Source organism: Bradyrhizobium sp. Kon56 (genome assembly GCF_055807635.1).
Window position 1 is genome coordinate 151,527 of record NZ_JBVVOU010000007.1, and the last position, 16,352, is coordinate 167,878.

Annotated in this window: 20 protein-coding genes; 15 read left to right on the plus strand and 5 right to left on the minus strand. The window is 64.7% G+C overall.

The window, feature by feature from the left end; genetic code table 11:
• Window positions 1-5: 5 nt before the first annotated feature.
• From AC0L3B_RS13830 to AC0L3B_RS13865, 8 genes are all read left to right on the plus strand, one after another.
• Window positions 6-812: an FAD binding domain-containing protein gene (locus tag AC0L3B_RS13830; RefSeq protein ID WP_027518800.1), complete on the plus strand. Its 807-nt coding sequence runs from the start codon at window positions 6-8 to the stop codon at window positions 810-812.
• 62 nt (window positions 813-874) lie between these two features.
• On the plus strand, window positions 875-1,810 hold the full coding sequence (locus tag AC0L3B_RS13835) for an AAA family ATPase (protein WP_026232979.1): 936 nt from the start codon (window positions 875-877) through the stop codon (window positions 1,808-1,810).
• A gap of 132 nt (window positions 1,811-1,942) precedes the next feature.
• Complete coding sequence (locus tag AC0L3B_RS13840; RefSeq protein ID WP_085361694.1) at window positions 1,943-3,145, plus strand: vWA domain-containing protein; 1,203 nt, start codon at window positions 1,943-1,945, stop codon at window positions 3,143-3,145.
• A 9-nt stretch (window positions 3,146-3,154) separates the two neighbouring features.
• On the plus strand, window positions 3,155-3,478 hold the full coding sequence (locus AC0L3B_RS13845; protein ID WP_007602422.1) for an XdhC family protein: 324 nt from the start codon (window positions 3,155-3,157) through the stop codon (window positions 3,476-3,478).
• 2 nt (window positions 3,479-3,480) lie between these two features.
• Window positions 3,481-4,182 (plus strand): XdhC family protein, encoded by a 702-nt coding sequence (locus tag AC0L3B_RS13850; RefSeq protein ID WP_204511634.1) that lies wholly within the window; start codon window positions 3,481-3,483, stop codon window positions 4,180-4,182.
• Window positions 4,179-5,783 (plus strand): NTP transferase domain-containing protein, encoded by a 1,605-nt coding sequence (locus AC0L3B_RS13855; RefSeq protein ID WP_473380518.1) that lies wholly within the window; start codon window positions 4,179-4,181, stop codon window positions 5,781-5,783. The genes AC0L3B_RS13850 and AC0L3B_RS13855 overlap by 4 nt, the downstream gene beginning before the upstream one ends.
• 191 nt (window positions 5,784-5,974) lie before the next feature.
• Window positions 5,975-6,364 carry a DUF4189 domain-containing protein gene (locus tag AC0L3B_RS13860; protein ID WP_018455588.1) on the plus strand — a complete coding sequence of 130 codons (390 nt, stop codon included), beginning with the start codon at window positions 5,975-5,977 and terminating at the stop codon, window positions 6,362-6,364.
• A 63-nt stretch (window positions 6,365-6,427) separates the two neighbouring features.
• On the plus strand, window positions 6,428-6,838 hold the full coding sequence (locus AC0L3B_RS13865; protein WP_018455589.1) for a DUF2000 family protein: 411 nt from the start codon (window positions 6,428-6,430) through the stop codon (window positions 6,836-6,838).
• 43 nt (window positions 6,839-6,881) lie between these two features.
• On the opposite strand, the gene AC0L3B_RS13870 is transcribed toward AC0L3B_RS13865, so the two are convergent.
• The 3 genes from AC0L3B_RS13870 to AC0L3B_RS13880 are packed head-to-tail and all read right to left on the minus strand — an operon-like array spanning window position 6,882 to window position 8,103.
• Complete coding sequence (locus AC0L3B_RS13870) at window positions 6,882-7,295, minus strand: GFA family protein (protein ID WP_473380519.1); 414 nt, start codon at window positions 7,293-7,295, stop codon at window positions 6,882-6,884.
• A gap of 11 nt (window positions 7,296-7,306) precedes the next feature.
• Window positions 7,307-7,771 carry an SRPBCC family protein gene (locus tag AC0L3B_RS13875; protein ID WP_085351066.1) on the minus strand — a complete coding sequence of 155 codons (465 nt, stop codon included), beginning with the start codon at window positions 7,769-7,771 and terminating at the stop codon, window positions 7,307-7,309.
• On the minus strand, window positions 7,768-8,103 hold the full coding sequence (locus AC0L3B_RS13880; RefSeq protein WP_085361698.1) for an ArsR/SmtB family transcription factor: 336 nt from the start codon (window positions 8,101-8,103) through the stop codon (window positions 7,768-7,770). Before AC0L3B_RS13880 ends, AC0L3B_RS13875 begins: the two co-directional genes overlap by 4 nt.
• Window positions 8,104-8,211: 108 nt before the next feature.
• Here AC0L3B_RS13880 and AC0L3B_RS13885 point away from each other — a divergent pair, with 108 nt between their 5' ends.
• From AC0L3B_RS13885 to AC0L3B_RS13915, 7 genes are all read left to right on the plus strand, one after another.
• Window positions 8,212-8,907: a TetR/AcrR family transcriptional regulator gene (locus tag AC0L3B_RS13885; RefSeq protein WP_473380520.1), complete on the plus strand. Its 696-nt coding sequence runs from the start codon at window positions 8,212-8,214 to the stop codon at window positions 8,905-8,907.
• Entirely contained in the window at window positions 8,904-9,692 is a 789-nt protein-coding gene (locus AC0L3B_RS13890; protein WP_085351069.1) for an HlyD family secretion protein, read from the plus strand. The genes AC0L3B_RS13885 and AC0L3B_RS13890 overlap by 4 nt, the downstream gene beginning before the upstream one ends.
• Entirely contained in the window at window positions 9,689-10,618 is a 930-nt protein-coding gene (locus tag AC0L3B_RS13895) for an ABC transporter ATP-binding protein (protein WP_018455595.1), read from the plus strand. The genes AC0L3B_RS13890 and AC0L3B_RS13895 overlap by 4 nt, the downstream gene beginning before the upstream one ends.
• Entirely contained in the window at window positions 10,615-11,778 is a 1,164-nt protein-coding gene (locus AC0L3B_RS13900; protein ID WP_018455596.1) for an ABC transporter permease, read from the plus strand. The genes AC0L3B_RS13895 and AC0L3B_RS13900 overlap by 4 nt, the downstream gene beginning before the upstream one ends.
• 31 nt (window positions 11,779-11,809) lie before the next feature.
• Window positions 11,810-13,117: an adenylate/guanylate cyclase domain-containing protein gene (locus AC0L3B_RS13905; RefSeq protein ID WP_085385048.1), complete on the plus strand. Its 1,308-nt coding sequence runs from the start codon at window positions 11,810-11,812 to the stop codon at window positions 13,115-13,117.
• A 384-nt stretch (window positions 13,118-13,501) separates the two neighbouring features.
• On the plus strand, window positions 13,502-13,810 hold the full coding sequence (locus tag AC0L3B_RS13910; RefSeq protein WP_240550529.1) for an amidohydrolase family protein: 309 nt from the start codon (window positions 13,502-13,504) through the stop codon (window positions 13,808-13,810).
• 122 nt (window positions 13,811-13,932) lie between these two features.
• On the plus strand, window positions 13,933-14,847 hold the full coding sequence (locus AC0L3B_RS13915) for a PhzF family phenazine biosynthesis protein (RefSeq protein WP_247409368.1): 915 nt from the start codon (window positions 13,933-13,935) through the stop codon (window positions 14,845-14,847).
• 149 nt (window positions 14,848-14,996) lie between these two features.
• On the opposite strand, the gene AC0L3B_RS13920 is transcribed toward AC0L3B_RS13915, so the two are convergent.
• Both AC0L3B_RS13920 and AC0L3B_RS13925 read right to left on the minus strand, forming a co-directional pair.
• Entirely contained in the window at window positions 14,997-15,458 is a 462-nt protein-coding gene (locus tag AC0L3B_RS13920) for a DUF488 domain-containing protein (RefSeq protein WP_018455600.1), read from the minus strand.
• 22 nt (window positions 15,459-15,480) lie between these two features.
• Window positions 15,481-16,302 (minus strand): DUF72 domain-containing protein, encoded by an 822-nt coding sequence (locus AC0L3B_RS13925; protein WP_085385045.1) that lies wholly within the window; start codon window positions 16,300-16,302, stop codon window positions 15,481-15,483.
• Window positions 16,303-16,352 lie beyond the last annotated feature (50 nt).

Genomic DNA, 16,352 nt, shown 5'->3' on the forward strand with positions numbered 1-16,352 from the left:
TTCAGATGTACGATTTCAAATACCATCGCCCCGGGACCGTTCGGCAGGCCGCCAACCTCCTGGTGAAGAACGAAGATGCCAAGGTGATCGCCGGCGGCCACACGCTGATTCCCGTCATGAAGCAGCGCCTCGCCAGCCCGCCGCATCTGGTCGACCTCTCCCATATCGATGGGCTCAACACGATCGAGATGAAGGGCCGCGCGCTCGTGATCGGTGCCACCGCCAGGCATGCCGAGGTCGCAAGCTCCGCCATCGTCGGCGAGGCGATCCCGGCGCTCGCGAACCTGGCCGGCCAGATCGGCGATCCCGCCGTGCGCCACAAGGGCACGATCGGCGGCTCGCTCGCCAACAACGACCCGACAGCGGACTATCCGGCTGCCGTGCTTGCGCTCGGCGCCACCATCGTCACCAACAAGCGCCGCCTCAAGGCGGAGGAGTTTTTCCAGGGCCTGTTCACGACGGCGCTCGAAGCCGACGAGATCATCACCAAGGTGATGTTCCCGCTGCCGAAGAAGGCGGCCTATATCAAGTTCCGCAACCAGGCCTCGCGTTACGCGCTGGTCGGCGTGTTCGTGGCGCGGCGTCCCTCCGACGTGCGGGTCGCGGTCACCGGCGCCGGCTCCGAAGGCGTGTTCCGTGTCACCGCGTTCGAGGAAGCCCTGAAGAAGCGCTTCGCCGCGAAGGCGCTTGACGGCATCGAGGTGCCCGCGGACGGCCTCAACAGCGACATCCATGGCAGCGCCGAATACCGCGCGCATCTTATCGGCGTGCTGACGCGGCGCGCCCTCGACGCCGCCAACGCCAAGGAATGAGTGATCCTCACGCCTCGGCCCAAACTTGTCCCCGGTGAGGGCGTAGCGAGACTGGCTTTTTCATGACCTCAGCGGCCAATACGTCCGGTGCCAATACTTCAGTTGTATTGCCGGCATCGGTCGATTCGATGCTCGAACTCCTGACGTCGCGCGGCTATCTCGCCGAGCGATCGCTGGCCACGGTGACCTATCTGTCGCTGCGCATGGGCCGGCCGCTGTTTCTGGAAGGCGAAGCCGGCGTCGGCAAGACCGAGATCGCAAAAGTGCTGTCGGCGGCCTTGGGGCGGAAGCTGATCCGCCTGCAGTGTTACGAAGGCCTCGACGTTTCCTCGGCGGTCTACGAATGGAATAGCGCCGCGCAGATGATCGCGATCCGGATGGCGGAAGCCGCCGGCGACACCGATCGCGATCAGCTCTCCTCCGATATCTTCGCCGACCGCTACATGATCAAGCGGCCGCTGCTGCAGGCGCTGGAGCCCGACGTTGCGGGACCGCCGGTGCTCTTGATCGACGAGCTCGACCGCGCCGACGAGGCGTTCGAGGCATATCTGCTCGAAATCCTCAGCGACTTCCAGGTGACGATTCCCGAATTCGGCACCGTGAAGGCGCCGCATCCGCCGATCGTGATCATCACCTCCAACCGCACCCGCGAAATCCACGACGCGCTGAAGCGGCGCTGTCTCTATCACTGGGTCGATTATCCCGATGCCGATCGTGAGCTCGCGATTGTCAAGTCGCGCGTGCCGGGCATCTCCGCGAAACTGTCGCAGCAGGTCGTGCGCTTCGTCCAGGCGCTACGCAATCAGGATTTCTACAAATCGCCGGGCGTTGCCGAGACCATCGACTGGGCCACTGCGCTGTCGGAGCTCGACGCCCGCTCGCTGACCCCGCAAGTGGTCGGCGACACGCTGGGCGCGCTGCTCAAATACCAGGACGACATCACGCGGATGCAGGGCGACACCTTGCAGAAGGTGCTGAAGGACGCGACGAGCGAGTAACTTGTCATTCCGGGGCGCGCGGGAGCGTGAACTCTGGTGCGCAATTGCGCACCTGAGAATCTCGCGCCACAATCTCTGGATTCCGGGTTCGTCGCTTCGCGACGCCCCGGAATGACGGAGCGAGGAAAGACCATGGCCATCAACCACCTTGCGCCTGAGCAGACCGAGCAGTTCGCCGACAACATCGTGGGCTTCGCCCGCGCGCTGCGTTCGGCCGGCATGCCGGTTGGGCCGGGTGCGGTCATCGATGCCATGAGCGCGCTTGAGGTGATCGACATCGGCCACCGCGCCGACGTCTTCACCACCCTGGAGGCGATCTTCGTCAAGCGCCACGAGCATGCGCTGATCTTCAAACAGGCCTTCAACCTGTTCTTCCGGGCGTCGGAAGAGTGGAAGCACATGCTGGATTCGGTGCCGCTGCCGGAGCAGGCCAAGAAGAAGCCGCAGGCCGGCTCCCGCCGCGTCCAGGAGGCGATGTCGCAGCCGCGCATGACGGAGACGCCGCAGCACCAGGAGCAGGATTTGCGCCTGTCGGTCTCCGACAAGGAAATCCTTCAGAAGAAGGATTTCGCTCAGATGAGCGCGGCTGAGATCACCGAAGCGCTCCGCGCTGTCGAGCGGATGCGGCTGCCGCAGGCCGAGCTATTGACGCGCCGGCACCGGCCTGATGCGCGCGGGCTTCGTCTCGATTTGCGCCGCACCTTACGCGCGTCCTTGCGCACCGGTGGCGACATCATCGACATCCATCGCCTCGGGCGGATCGAGAAACCGGCGCCGATCGTCGCGCTGCTCGACATCTCGGGTTCGATGAGCGAGTACACCCGCCTGTTCCTGCATTTCCTGCATGCCATAGGGGACGCGCGAAAACGTGTCTCGGTGTTCCTGTTCGGCACTCGCCTCACCAACGTGACCCGGGCGCTGCGCCAGCGCGACCCCGACGAGGCGCTGGCGAGCTGCTCGGCCTCGGTCGAGGACTGGGCCGGCGGCACGCGGATCTCGGCCTCCCTGCACAATTTCAACAAATTGTGGGCGCGGCGCGTGCTGAGCCAGGGCGCCATCGTGCTGCTGATCTCCGACGGGCTGGAGCGGGAAGCCGATTCCAAGCTCGCCTTCGAGATGGACCGGCTGCACCGTTCCTGCCGGCGGCTGATCTGGCTCAACCCGCTGCTGCGGTTTGGCGGCTTCGAGGCCAAGGCCCAGGGCATCAAAATGATGCTGCCGCACGTTGACGAATTCCGTCCGGTACATAATTTGAGCTCGATCCAGGAGCTGATCACCACGCTCTCCCGGCCGCTGCCGCCGCATCACCGCAGCTTGATCCGCTCCGCAGCCTGAGAGGTAGCCATGCTCGATCGCGACGAGGATATTCTGAAGGCGGCGGAGGACTGGCAGAAGGCCGGCCGTGGCGTCGCGCTCGCCACCGTGGTCGAGACCTGGGGCTCGGCACCGCGTCCGGCGGGCTCGAGCCTAGTCATCAACGACGAGGGCACGTTCCTGGGGTCCGTCTCCGGCGGCTGCGTCGAGGGCGCCGTGGTCACGGAGGCCATGGATGTGATCCAGAGCGGCAAGCCCAGGATGCTGGAGTTTGGGGTTGCCGACGAGACTGCCTGGAATGTCGGGCTGTCCTGCGGCGGCACCATCCGCGTCTTCGTCGAGAAAGTCGGCTAGCCGTGAAGCTCGAGATCCTGCACGAACTCAATACCGAGCGCGCCGCGCGCCGCGCGGTGATTTTGGTCACCGACACCGAGAGTGGTGAGCAGCGCCTGGTGAAGGCCAAGGATTTTGCCAAGGATCCATTAGGCGCCGAGCTCGACAAGCAGCTTCGCATGGGCAAAAGCGCCAGCGTCGAAGCCGGCGGCAAGAAGCTTTTCCTCAACGTCTATGCGCCGACCGCAAAGCTCGTCATCGTCGGCGCCGTCCATATCAGCCAGGCCCTGGCACCGCTGGCGCGCTCGCTCGGCTACGACGTCACCGTGGTCGATCCGCGCACGGCCTTTGCGAGCCCCGAGCGCTTCCCCGACGTTCCACTGGTCGCGGAATGGCCCGACACGGCGCTGCCGCTGCTCAACGTCGACGCCTACACGGCCTTCGTCGCGGTAACGCACGATCCCAAGATCGACGATCCCGCGCTGCTGCACGCCTTCGAGCGCAACTGCTTCTATATCGGCGCGCTCGGATCGCGGAAGACGCACGCCAAGCGCGGCGCCCGGCTGCGGGCGCAAGGCGCCAAGGAGGCTGACATCGCGCGCATTCACGCGCCGATCGGGCTTGCGATCGGCGCGGTCTCGCCGTCCGAGATCGCGGTCTCGATCATGGCCGAGATCACGGCGGTGCTTCGCCTGCCGCCCAAAGAAAAAGAAGAAGCCGCATGAAGTTCGGCCCGGCGAGTCCCAGGGATGCGATCGGCGGGGTGACCGTCCACACCCTGCGCCAGGGACCGCTGGTGCTGAAAAAGGGCACGACGATCGGCCCGGCCGAGGTCGAGGCGCTGGAGCGCGCCGGCATCAAGGACGTTGTGGTGGTGCGGATGGAGGAGGGCGATGTCTCCGAGGACATCGCTGCCGCCAGCATCGCGCTCGCGGTCGGCGGCGAGGGCATCCATGTCGAGCGCGCCTTCACCGGCCGGGCCAATCTGTTCGCCGCGCAGCCAGGCGTGCTGGTGATCGATCGCGCCGCGGTGGACCGCATCAACAATATCGACGAGGCCATTACCTTTGCCACGCTCTCCGCCTACAAGCCGGTGGTCGAGGGCGAGATGGTCGGCACCGTCAAGATCATCCCGTTCGGCGTCAAAGGAAACTTGCGTGATGCCGCGGTGAAGGCCGCGGGTCGCGACGTTCTGAAGATCGCGCCTTACGTCATCAAGCGCGTCGGCGTGGTCTCGACGCTGCTGCCCGGCCTGTCCTCCAAGGTGATCGACAAGACGTTGCGGGTCACCGCCGAGCGGCTGGCGCCAGCCGGAGCCGGCATCATCGCGGAGCGGCGGGTTCCGCATGAGGAGCAGGCGCTGTCGGCTGCGATCAAGGAACTGCTGGGACTTGGCGCCGAGCTCGTGATCGTGTTCGGTGCATCCGCGATCGCGGACCGCCGCGACGTGATCCCTGCGGCCGTCACCAGCATCGGCGGCGAGATCGAGCATTTCGGCATGCCGGTCGACCCCGGCAACCTGCTGCTGATCGCCCGGGCCGGCGCCGTGCCGGTGCTGGGCGCGCCCGGCTGCGCGCGCTCGCCGGTCGAGAACGGTTTTGACTGGGTGCTGATGCGGCTGCTCGCCGGCATCAAGGTGACGCGGTCCGAGCTGATGGGCATGGGTGTTGGCGGCCTCCTGATGGAGATCGTCACGCGCCCGCAGCCGCGCGCAAAACCGGAGATCGAGGGCAACAACCAGGTCGCGGTCATCGTACTCGCGGCGGGCCGCTCGACCCGAATGGGTGGGCCGAACAAGCTACTGGCCGAGCTCGATGGCAAGAAGCTGGTGCGAATAGCGACCGAGCAGGCGCTGGCCTCCAAAGCGTCCGAGGTGATCGTCGTCACCGGCCATCAGACCGAGCTGATCGAACAAGCCTTGCAGGGCCTGAAGGTGCGTTTTGTCAAAAATCCGGATTTTGCCGGCGGCATCGCAAGCTCGGTCAAGGCGGGCATCGCGGCCGTTCCCGAGGCGTCCGACGGCGCCGTGGTCTGCCTCGGCGACATGCCGCTGATCGATGCCGGCCTGATCGACCGTCTCATCGACGCGTTCGCACCGGACCGCGGCAATCTCATCGTCGTGCCCGTCAGCGAAGGCCGCCGCGGCAACCCCGTGCTGTGGTCGCGCCGATTCTTCGGGGAGTTGATGACGCTCGACGGCGATGTCGGCGCGCGCCATCTGATCGCCAAGCACACCGAGGCGGTCGCCGAAGTGCCGGTCGACGGCGAGAGCGCCTTCCTCGACATCGACACGCCGCAGGCGCTGGAAGCGGCACGGCGGGGATAGCGCCGCAAGGTGGGCAAAGGCACGCAGCGCAGTGCTCACCGTCTCTCGACACCGTCGTGTTTAATTGGTGGGCGCGCTTCGCTTTGCCACCCTGCGGCACGCCCAAGCCTCAATTTCAACGCCTGTTCACCATCTGGAAACGACCGCGGCTTACAGTCGCCTTCACCTGCCTTGGGGGGAGGGGTTTTTCCATGGCTTCGAACGTCGTCGCGCGCCGTTGCGCGATGTTTTTCTTTGCGCTGTCCGTCTGCATCGCGGGCGCTCGCCATATCACGGATGCGCATGCCGCCGGTGCATTTGCGGTCGGCAAGTGCGGCGCTTACGGCCAGGCCTTTGATTATGGCGCCGAGCACGAAGCCCGTGCGGCGGCGCAGAAGCAGTGCAAGGGCGATTGCACGACCGTGACGATGAAGCGCGCCTGCGCCGCGATGTCGGTCGATCTTTCCAATCCCTGCGGCGCCTATGGCTATGCCGTCAAGCCGAAGATCTCGACCACGCTCAATGCCGCCACGCGCGAATGCTACAAATACGGCGGCAAGGAATGCGTGATCCGCGCCTGGGCCTGCGACGCCAAGGGTTGATTCCTGTTGCAGTCATTCCGATCGTGCGTAGCATCGAATCCGGAATGACAGTCGGGGAGTTGTATGCAGTTCGATACCAAGATCGCCATCGTGATTCGTACCGATCTTCAAGCCTGGCAGAAGCTCAACGTCGCGGCCTTCCTCACCAGCGGCATCGCCGCGGCCTTTCCGGAATGCATCGGCGAGCCCTATGAGGACGCGTCGGGCACGAAATATCACGCGCTGATCGGTCAGCCCATCCTGATCTATGGCGCCGACGGTCCCGCATTGACGCGCGCGCTCGATCGGGCCCTGACGCGCAACGTCAAGCCGGCGGTCTATACCGAGGACATGTTCAAGACCACTCATGATGCCGCCAACCGCGAGGTGGTGAGGGCAGTGGCGCGCACCGATCTCAATCTCGTCGGTCTCGCGATGCGCGCGGAGCGCAAGGTGATCGACAAGATCGTCGACGGGTTGAAGTTTCATAGTTGACGTGAACGCGCGCGGTCTTGCGCGCGCTTCCACCTGCGATGCCTCACCCCGGCGGCATGCCCGCGAATTTGGGCAGGTCAGGGTCAAGACGATCCCAGTGATGTCCGCGCGCGGCGAAAGTGACCGCCTGCGGCTTGTAGCGGGCGGGCTCGTCGAGGCTTGCGGCGCGGATCGTGAAGACGTCGGGCTGTGCCGCGAAGGTCATGTACACAGGCACGCCGCACTGTGTGCAGAAACCGCGCGTCTTCACGTTGCCGCTGTTGGCGACCATGTCCCAATGCTTTGCCTCGCCCGTCACCGTGACGCCGTCGCCTGCGAATGTCATGTACGAGCCGTGGGCGCTGCCGCTTTCGCGCTGGCAGTCCCGGCACTGGCAGTGATTGCTGAACAGCGGCTCACCGGCAATCGAATAGCGGATCGCGCCGCAGGCGCAGCCGCCGGTATAGGGCTTGGTCATGCGATTACTCCTTACTTGTCTTCGCCGCTGATCTCGTCGAGCTGGCGGACGACCTTCTTCCAGCCGCCGCTCATGCCCGTGTAGGCCGATTCGTTCCTGGGCAAGACGAAGCCCGCATGAACCAGACGGATCCGCGTGCCGTCCTCGACCGGGGTGAGGGACCACGTCACGACGGTGTCGAGCGGCGCGCCGTAGCCAATGTTGCGCTCATCGCCGCCCTTCCAGGCGTAGACGAGGCGGCGGTTCGGCATGACTTCCAGTACCCGGCAATGGATGACACCATCCCATGCGCCGCCCGGCGTGGTCTGGTAGGTGAAAGTGTTGCCTTCGACGGCCTCGAAACCGGTCGGCGGCATCAGCCAGCGCGCGATCAGCTGGGCGCTGGTCAGCGCCTTCCAGATCGTCTCCGGCGCATGAGGGAGCACCTCGTCGATGACGATGTCTTTTGTCTCGGCTTTCAATTCAACAGCACTCACGGCTCGATCTCCTTCAAGAGGTCACGCAGGTTCTGGAAGCGCTCGCGCCAGAACACGCCGTAATGGTCCATCCAGGAGACCAGCGGTTCGAGGCCTTGCGGCGCGGCACGGTAATAGACGTTGCGGCCCTCGGCACGCTCGGCGACGAGGCCGGCCTGCTTGAGGGACTTCAAATGTTGCGAGATCGCGCCTTGCGTCACGCCACTTCCCCGCGTGAGTTCAGCGACGCTGATCTCCGTGCTCTCGAACACGCGTTCGAAGACGGCGCGTCGCGTCGGGTCCGCGAGGGCGCGCATGACGGTGGTAACGGGATTTGGGGCGGCTTCGATCATAGAATTAGATTAGCCGTCGCTAATAAATTAGTCAATACTAATTTGTGGACCAGATTGGGTCCGCAGCGCTGTCTTGACTATGACTGACTGGTCAGTCATATCAGATAGATGACCAGCAAACCCGCCAAAGCCGCCACGCCGCCCGCAGCTCGCGCGAACGCGAAGGCCAATTCACACGCTGGCGAGGACGCGGTGCCCGCGTCGAGCCGTGCCACGCGCGCGGCGGAGCGGCGCGCGGCGATCGTGGATGCCGCGATGGAGGAATTCATCGCGCGGGGCTTTGCCGCGACGCGGCTCGACGACATCGCGAAGCGTGCGGGTGTCGCCAAGGGCACCATCTACCTGCACTTCAAGGACAAGGAATCGATGTTCGAGGAGCTGGTCCGGACGGTGATCGTGCCTGTCGTGACCCGGTTGACGGCATTGCCGCCACCGGCGGGCTCGGTGCGCGATCTGGTCGAGGCGTTTGCGAGTAACTTCCTGAAGGAGGTCATCGGCACCAGGCGCGGCGATCTCGTGCGCCTGATCGTGGCCGAGGGGCCGCGGTTTCCCTCCGTGGCCGACTTCTACTACCGCGAGGTCGTCTCGCGCGGCATCTCCGCCATGCGCGCCCTGATCGAGCTCGGCATCGCCCGCGGCGAGATCCGCCAGAAGAACCTGGCGCACTATCCGCAGATCCTGGTCGCACCCGCGATGATCGCGGTGATCTGGCAGAGCCTGTTTGCGCGGCACGCGCCGCTCGACGCGCAGGACATGCTGCGCGTTCATCTCGATTTGATTTTTGGCGAACGGAGCACGACATGAGGCCGTCGCAAGCAATTTCTGTACTCGCATTGATCGCGGTCCTCGCGACCGGGCTTGCCGGTTGTAAGGACAAGCGTGATCCCGGCTTCCAGGGCTGGGTCGAGGCTGACATGATCTTCGTTAGCCCAGACGAGGCGGGTCGCGTGACGAAGCTCAATGTCCGCGAGGGCGATCAGGTCAAGGTCGGCGATCACCTCTATTCCGTCGACGACGATCTCCAGCTTGCCGATCTCAATCAGAACAAGGCGACGCTGGCGAATGCGCAGCAAACCTACGATCGCGCGGCTTCGCTGAGCAAGACCGGCTCGGGCACGCAGGCCAATCTCGACTCGGCGGTCTCCGCCTTGCGCGTCGCCGAGGCACGGGTGGCGACCTCGGAGACGCGGATGGCGCGGCGCAAGGGCTTTGCGCCGGTCGCCGGTACCATCCAGCAGATCTATTTTCGCGAGGGCGAGATGGTGGCGGCGCAGCGGCCGGTGCTCTCGATCATGCCCCCCGGCAACATGAAGCTGCGCTTCTTCGTGCCGGAGACCGAGCTGCCGAAGCTTGCGATCGGCGATACGGTGCGGATCGCGTGCGACAATTGCGCCGCCGATCTCACCGCAAAGATCTATTTCATCGCAACCTCGGCCGAATACACGCCGCCTGTCATTTACAGCCTCGAGGAGCGCAACAAGCTCGTCTATCTGATCCAGGCGCGGCCTTCGCGTCCCGACGCCTTGCGCGTCGGACAGCCGATCGACGTCTATCTCAATCCAAAAACTCCGGTGGCGGACAAACGATGAGCGGCAATGGCATCGCGATCGACGTCAAGGGCCTGACCAAGTCGTTCGGCGGCCGGGAGGTCGTGCACGATCTGTCGATGCAGGTGAAACGCGGCTCGATCTACGGCTTCCTCGGGCCGAACGGCTCCGGCAAGACGACGACCATCCGCATCCTCTGCGGCCTGCTCACACCCGACAGCGGCGAGGGCACCTGCCTCGGCTACGACATCCTGAAGGACGCCGAAAAGATCAAGCGCCAGGTCGGCTACATGACCCAGCGGTTCAGCCTGTATCAGGACCTGTCGGTGCGCGAGAATCTCGAATTCGTCGCGCGGCTCTATGGCCTTGCCGACGCCCGCGGCGCCGCGCGCGACATGATCAAGCGGATCGGGCTCTCGGGGCGCGAGGAACAGCTCGCGGGCGAACTCTCCGGCGGCTGGAAGCAGCGGTTGGCGCTAGGTGCCTGCACATTGCCCAGTCCGAAACTGCTGCTGCTCGACGAGCCGACCGCCGGCGTCGATCCCAAAGCGCGGCGCGATTTCTGGAACGAGATTCATGCACTCGCGGCCGACGGTCTCACCGTGCTGGTCTCGACCCACTACATGGACGAGGCCGAGCGCTGTCACGAGATTGCTTATATCGCCTATGGCCATCTGCTCGTGCATGGCACCGTGGACGAGGTGATCGCGAAATCCGCGTTGACGACCTACACCGTGACGGGCGAGGACCTGAACGAGCTCACGGCTGCGCTCACCGGCAAGCCGGGAATCGACATGGTGGCGCCGTTCGGCACGTCGCTGCACGTCTCCGGCCGCGACGTCGCCGCGCTCGAGGCCAGCATCGCGCCGTGGCGCGAAAAAAGCGGACTGCATTGGCACAAATCATCGCCGTCACTGGAAGACGTGTTTATCGAATTGATGAGCCGTTCCAAGGACAATTTCCAATGAGCGCGGTCGATCATCCTGAACCCCAGCACGCGATCCGGGAGCGCTTCGGCTTCTGGAGGCGCTCCTATGCGATGCTGATCAAGGAGTTCATCCAGCTCAAGCGCGACCGCGTGTCATTTGCGATGATCGTGATGCTGCCTGTGATGCAGCTGCTCTTGTTCGGCTATGCCATCAACACCACGCCGCACAATCTGCCGAGCGCGGTGCTGCTTCAGGAGGATTCCGATCTCGCACGCTCGATCCTGAAGGCGCTGGAGAACACCGCCTATTTCCGCTTTCTCTACGAAGTCCACGACGTCGAAGATTTCGACAATCTCCTGAAATCCGGCAAGGTTCTGTTCGGCGTCGAGATCCCGCGCGGCTTCGAGCGGGCAGTGCGGCGCGGCGATAAGCCGGCGCTGCTGGTCGCGGCTGACGCCACCGATCCAGTGGCGGCGAGCGCGGCGATCGGCTCGCTCGGCATGGTCGTGCAGACCGCACTCAAGCACGATCTCTACATCGGAGATCCCCCGGAGATGCCGTTCGAGATCCGCGCGCACGCCCGCTACAACCCCGCCGCCGCGTCGAGCCTCAACATCGTGCCGGGCCTCGTCGGCACCATCCTGACCATGACCATGCTGATCTTCACCGCGCTCTCGGTCACGCGCGAGGTCGAGCGCGGCACGATGGAGAGCCTGCTGTCGATGCCGATCAAGCCGGTCGAGGTGATGTTCGGCAAGATCATTCCCTACGTGCTGGTCGGGTTCGTGCAGGCGTTCCTCATCATTGGCATCGGGGTCGGCCTGTTTGGCGTGCCGGTGCTCGGAAATCTGTTCCTGCTGGCGCTGCTCTCGACGCTCTTCATCACGACCAATCTGGCGATCGGGTACACGATCTCGACGCTGGTGCAAAACCAGCTCCAGGCGATGCAGATGTCGATGATGTTCTTCCTGCCGAGCATCTTGCTGTCCGGATTCATGTTCCCGTTCGCCGGGATGCCGGCCTGGGCGCAATATGTCGGTGAGTGCCTGCCGCTGACGCATTATTTGCGCATCGTCCGCGCCATCATGCTGAAGGGTGCGAGCATGCAAAATTTGCGTTTCGACGCGTTGGCGCTGGCGGTCCTGATGCTGCTCGCCATGACCATCGCCGTGACGCGCTTCCGCCGCACGCTGGATTGAGGCAAGATGCCCCTGGAATCAAGGGGGCGGAATGGTCAGTTTTGCGAGCAGGAAGGCCCGGCAGCATGCCGTGATGTCCGAAGACTTCGAGCGCGAGCTGACGCGCGAGGTGCTGCGCACCGAGCTCGTGCGAGTGAGGGCGCTGATCACGACGGGCTGCGTCATCGTCGTGTTCCTCACCGCGATCTACCTCGTCAATTCCTCCGTGGTGCAGCGGGTCTGGCGGGGCACGGAGGGGCTTGCCGAGGTCTATGGTCTCCTGACCGGCTTCATCCTGTTCGAGGTCTGGGTCCACAGCCAGATCAGGCGAAACCTCAAGCTCGACCGCGATCTGCCGGTGATCCGGCGCTATATCGGCGCGCTGATCGAGACCTCGCTGCCGACCGTCATCCTGATCCTGCAGATCCGCAGCATGGGCGCGAGCCAGGCGCTCGGCTTCGTCGTGCCGCTGATCTATTTCATTTTCGTCATCCTCTCGACCCTGCGGCTCGACTTCTGGCTGTCCACCTTCACCGGCTTCGTCGCTGCGGGTGAGTTGCTCGCTGTGGCGCTGATCTTCGATCCCGCCAGCGGGAGCGGCGAGCCGCAGATCTATTTCCACGCGGTGCGAAGCACCATCATCCTGATCTGCGGCGTGCTTGCAGGCGCGGTCGGTGCGCAGCTCCGCCGCCAGTTCGCCGCAAGCATTGCCGCAGCGACCGCGCGCGACCGGGTGACCAACCTGTTCGGTCAGCACGTGTCGCCACAGGTGGTGGAGCGGCTGATGGCGGCGGGGACGAGCGCCGCCGGCGACCTCCGCCGCGTCGCCGTGATGTTCGTCGATTTCCGCGGCTTCACCGCCGGCGCGCAGTCGCGCACCCCGCAGGAGGTGGTCGACCGGCTCGACGGCGCCTTCGCCGTCCTGGTCGACATTCTCGACCGCGAGGGGGGCATCGTGAACAAGTTTTTGGGCGACGGCTTTCTGGCCCTGTTCGGCGCGCCGCTGGAGACCTCCGACGCCGCGCACCGCGCGGTCGCCGCGGGCCGCGAGATGCTGACCGCGATGGAGCGCATCAACGCGCAGACGAGCTGGCCGCTCAGAATCGGAATCGGCATCCATTTCGGCGAGGTCGTCGCCGGCAATATCGGCTCGCCCCGGCGCAAGGAATACACGGTGATCGGAGACACCGTGAACTTCGCCTCCCGGCTGGAGGCGCTGAACAAGGAGTTCGGCTCGCAGCTCTTGATCTCGGCGGCGGTCCGCGAGGCGCTGGGCGAGGACGGCGACGATGCGGTGTCGCTTGGGGAGGTCGAGGTGCGCGGCTATGAGCAGAAGGTGGCGGTGTTTCAACTGGGGTGAGGGCCGCCGCCTGCGCCTTCACTTGTGAGTCGCGTTTCGTTGAAGCGGCTCGCGTTTCGTTGAAGGCGCGTGATGAAATATCCTTGGTAGCTTTTGGGTCTTGCACGGTGGAAGCCGAAAATCTCAGCTTCCCTTTGCCACCCGGAGAAAGCCAATGACTCGATCGATCCTTGTTGCAGCCGCCCTGATCGCCGCCGCTGTCACCCAAAGCCAGGCCGCATCGGCGCGGGACAGCGTGCCGCGCCGCGCCGCAACTCACGTGGCGACCGACTGCGTCAGGGCTCCGGCAGCAGGCGCGTATGCCTCTGCGCCTTACGCACAGCCGCCTTGCCTGCCCAACACGGCGTCCGCGTACTAACTCGCGGCAGAGACGAAGCCGGGCCGGTGAAGTCCGCCAGCCCGGCGTCGCGAACGCTGATGGCGGACTGCGCGGGATCTCGCGCTGGAGGCCGAGTAGATTCGGCGCCGTATCGCAACGGCGCGGCCGGCGAAGATTTTGCGAAGACGGCCTACCCGCTGCTGCGCAACGCGTACGGCCTCGATCGACTGCTCTGGGGCAGCGACTGGCCGCACACGCAGTTCGAGAAGGCGCAAAGCTACGCGAAGAACCGGCGATTTATCGATGGGCTGATCGTCGATCAGAGTGAACGCGCGCAAGTGCTCGCATCGCCACGTTCGCTCTGCCGCTTTTGATCCGTCTTCCGCGATTGCTCCGATTGCACTCTATTTTGGGGCATGACGGGCGATGTCGCCGGCTTGTAGAGTGCCGGCGATGCAGCCGACCGAGGCTGCGCTTGCGTGAAGAGGAAGCGAAGATGCAGCGCCGCTACATCACCGTCGACGTGTTCACCGACCGCGCCTTCGGCGGCAACCAGCTCGCCGTGGTGCTGGATGCCGGCGGGCTCTCCACGCAGCAGATGCAGGCGATCGCGACCGAGTTCAACTATTCGGAGACGACCTTCGTACTGCCGCCGCGCGATAAGGCCAACGACGCCGAAGTGCGCATCTTCACGCCGGTGTTGGAGATCGCCTTTGCCGGTCATCCCAATGTCGGCACAGCCTTCGTGCTGGCGTCGCTGGCGAAGGAGCCGAAACCGCGCCTGCTGTTCGAGGAGAAGGCGGGGCTCGTGCCGGTCGAGATCGTGCGGGAGCAGGGCCGGGTGGTCAGAACGGAGCTGACCGCGCCGCAGCCGCTGGCGCGGTATGCGCCACTGTCACCTGCTGAAGCCGCGAGTTGCATCTCGCTCGGCGCGGATGACATCAAGACCGACAACCACGCAGCGCACGTCGTCACCGTCGGAAACGCGTTTCTCGTGCTGGAGCTGCATTCGCGCGAGGCGCTGAAGCGGGCCCGGCCGGATGCCGCGGCCTATGGCAAGATATTGCCACGCGATGGCGCCCGCTCGGTGTGGTTTTATACCCGTGACGTGCCCGCAGCGGAGGCGCCATGTGAGCGCCAGGCGCGCATGTTCATGCGCGGCGCCAGCGGCCTCACCGAGGATCCCGCGACCGGCAGCGCAACCGTCGCAGCCGCCGCGCTGTTCGCCGATCTCGATCCCAGGCGCGACGGCGAGTTGAGGCTCACGGTCGGCCAGGGCTTTGACATGGGCCGGCCCAGCGTCCTGCAGACGCGCGTGCGCAAGCAGGACGGCAAGATCGTCTCCGCCCATGTCGGCGGCAGCTGCGTGCAGATGATGGAAGGGACGTTGAGGCTTGATGGGGAGGGTTAGCTCTCTATTCCATCGTCATGCCCGGGCTTGTCCCGCCTGCGCGGCCGAAGCCGCTTCGGCGACGCGAAGGCCCGGGCATCCACGTTCTTCGTGCTGTGTGGCAAGGCGTGGATGGCCGGGACAGGCCCGGCCATGACGGAGAGAGTCGTTCAGGCCTGCCGTCCCGCCAAATTCTTCACCGTTACCCCATCGCGCTCCTCGATGATCTCCGCGATCATCTGGCGGTGGCAATGGGTGTGGTCGCGCTCGTAGCAAAGCAGGCAGACGGGACCGGCTTTCTTCACCAGCGCCGAGAGCTCGTCCATCTGCTCCCTGGCCTCCGGCGTCTTCAGGTGCTTTGAGAAAACCTTCTCCAGTACATCGTATTGCCCGCTGCGGGCGGCGAGGCGGCCTTCCTTGGGCGTGCCGAGCGCTGCCAGATGGACATAGGCGATGCCGCGTTCATCGAGGCCTGCGGCGAGCTGCCTCTTGGAAAAGCCGGGCCGGCGCGATGACGTCACCGCGCGCACGTCGACGACGAGCTTGACGCCGGATTGCTCCAGCTCGTCGAGCACTGCCTTCGGCGGCGTCTGCTCATAGCCGATGGTGAAGAGCTTTTTTGCCTTTGCCATGAGACACCTTTAGCGAAATACCTCAGCTCACCCGTGCGATCAGTTCCATCGCGCCGGCTGGCGCGCGCACCTTGCCCTCGTGGATGACATAGGCGAACACGTCGCGCGGCTCCTTCTTCGGCTTGGCCTTGTCGACCTTCGGCAGGTCGTCGGGTTCGCTTCCCTCGGCCCAGTCCTGAAAGCGCTTGGCCCAGGCATCGAGCTGCTTCGGCGGATAGCAGGTCTTGATCTCGTCATTGCCCTTCTGCAGTCGCGCATAGACGAAATCGCCGGCGACGTCGGCGATCGCCGGATATTTGCCGTGCTCGGCGAACACGACGGGCGTCTCGAATTCGCGGATCAGCGCGACGAAATCCGACGTGCAGAAACTGTCGTGACGGACCTCGACGACGTGGCGCAGCGCGCGTCCCTCGAGCTTGCGCGGCAACAGCTCGAGGAATTTTCCGAAATCGGCGCCGTCGAATTTTTTGGTCGGCGCAAACTGCCACAGCACTGGCCCAAGATGATCGCCGAGTTCCAGCACGCCGGAATCATAGAAACGCTTGATGGAATCTCCGGCCTCGGCCAGCACGCGCCGGTTGGTGGCGAAGCGCGGCCCCTTCACCGAGAACACGAAACCATCAGGCACCTCGCTCGCCCATTTGCGAAAGCTCTCCGGTTTCTGCGAGCCGTAATAAGTCCCGTTGATCTCGATCGAGGTCAGCTTCGAGGCGGCGTAGGACAGTTCCTTGGCTTGCGTGAGCTTCTCCGGATAGAACACCCCGCGCCATGGCTCGAAGGTCCAGCCGCCGATGCCGATGAAGATGTTGCCGGATTTTTTGGACGCGGTTTTTGCTTTGGCCACGGGAGGATCTCGGATGCGGGAGGAGGGCCTCCATCCTAATCAAACCAGTT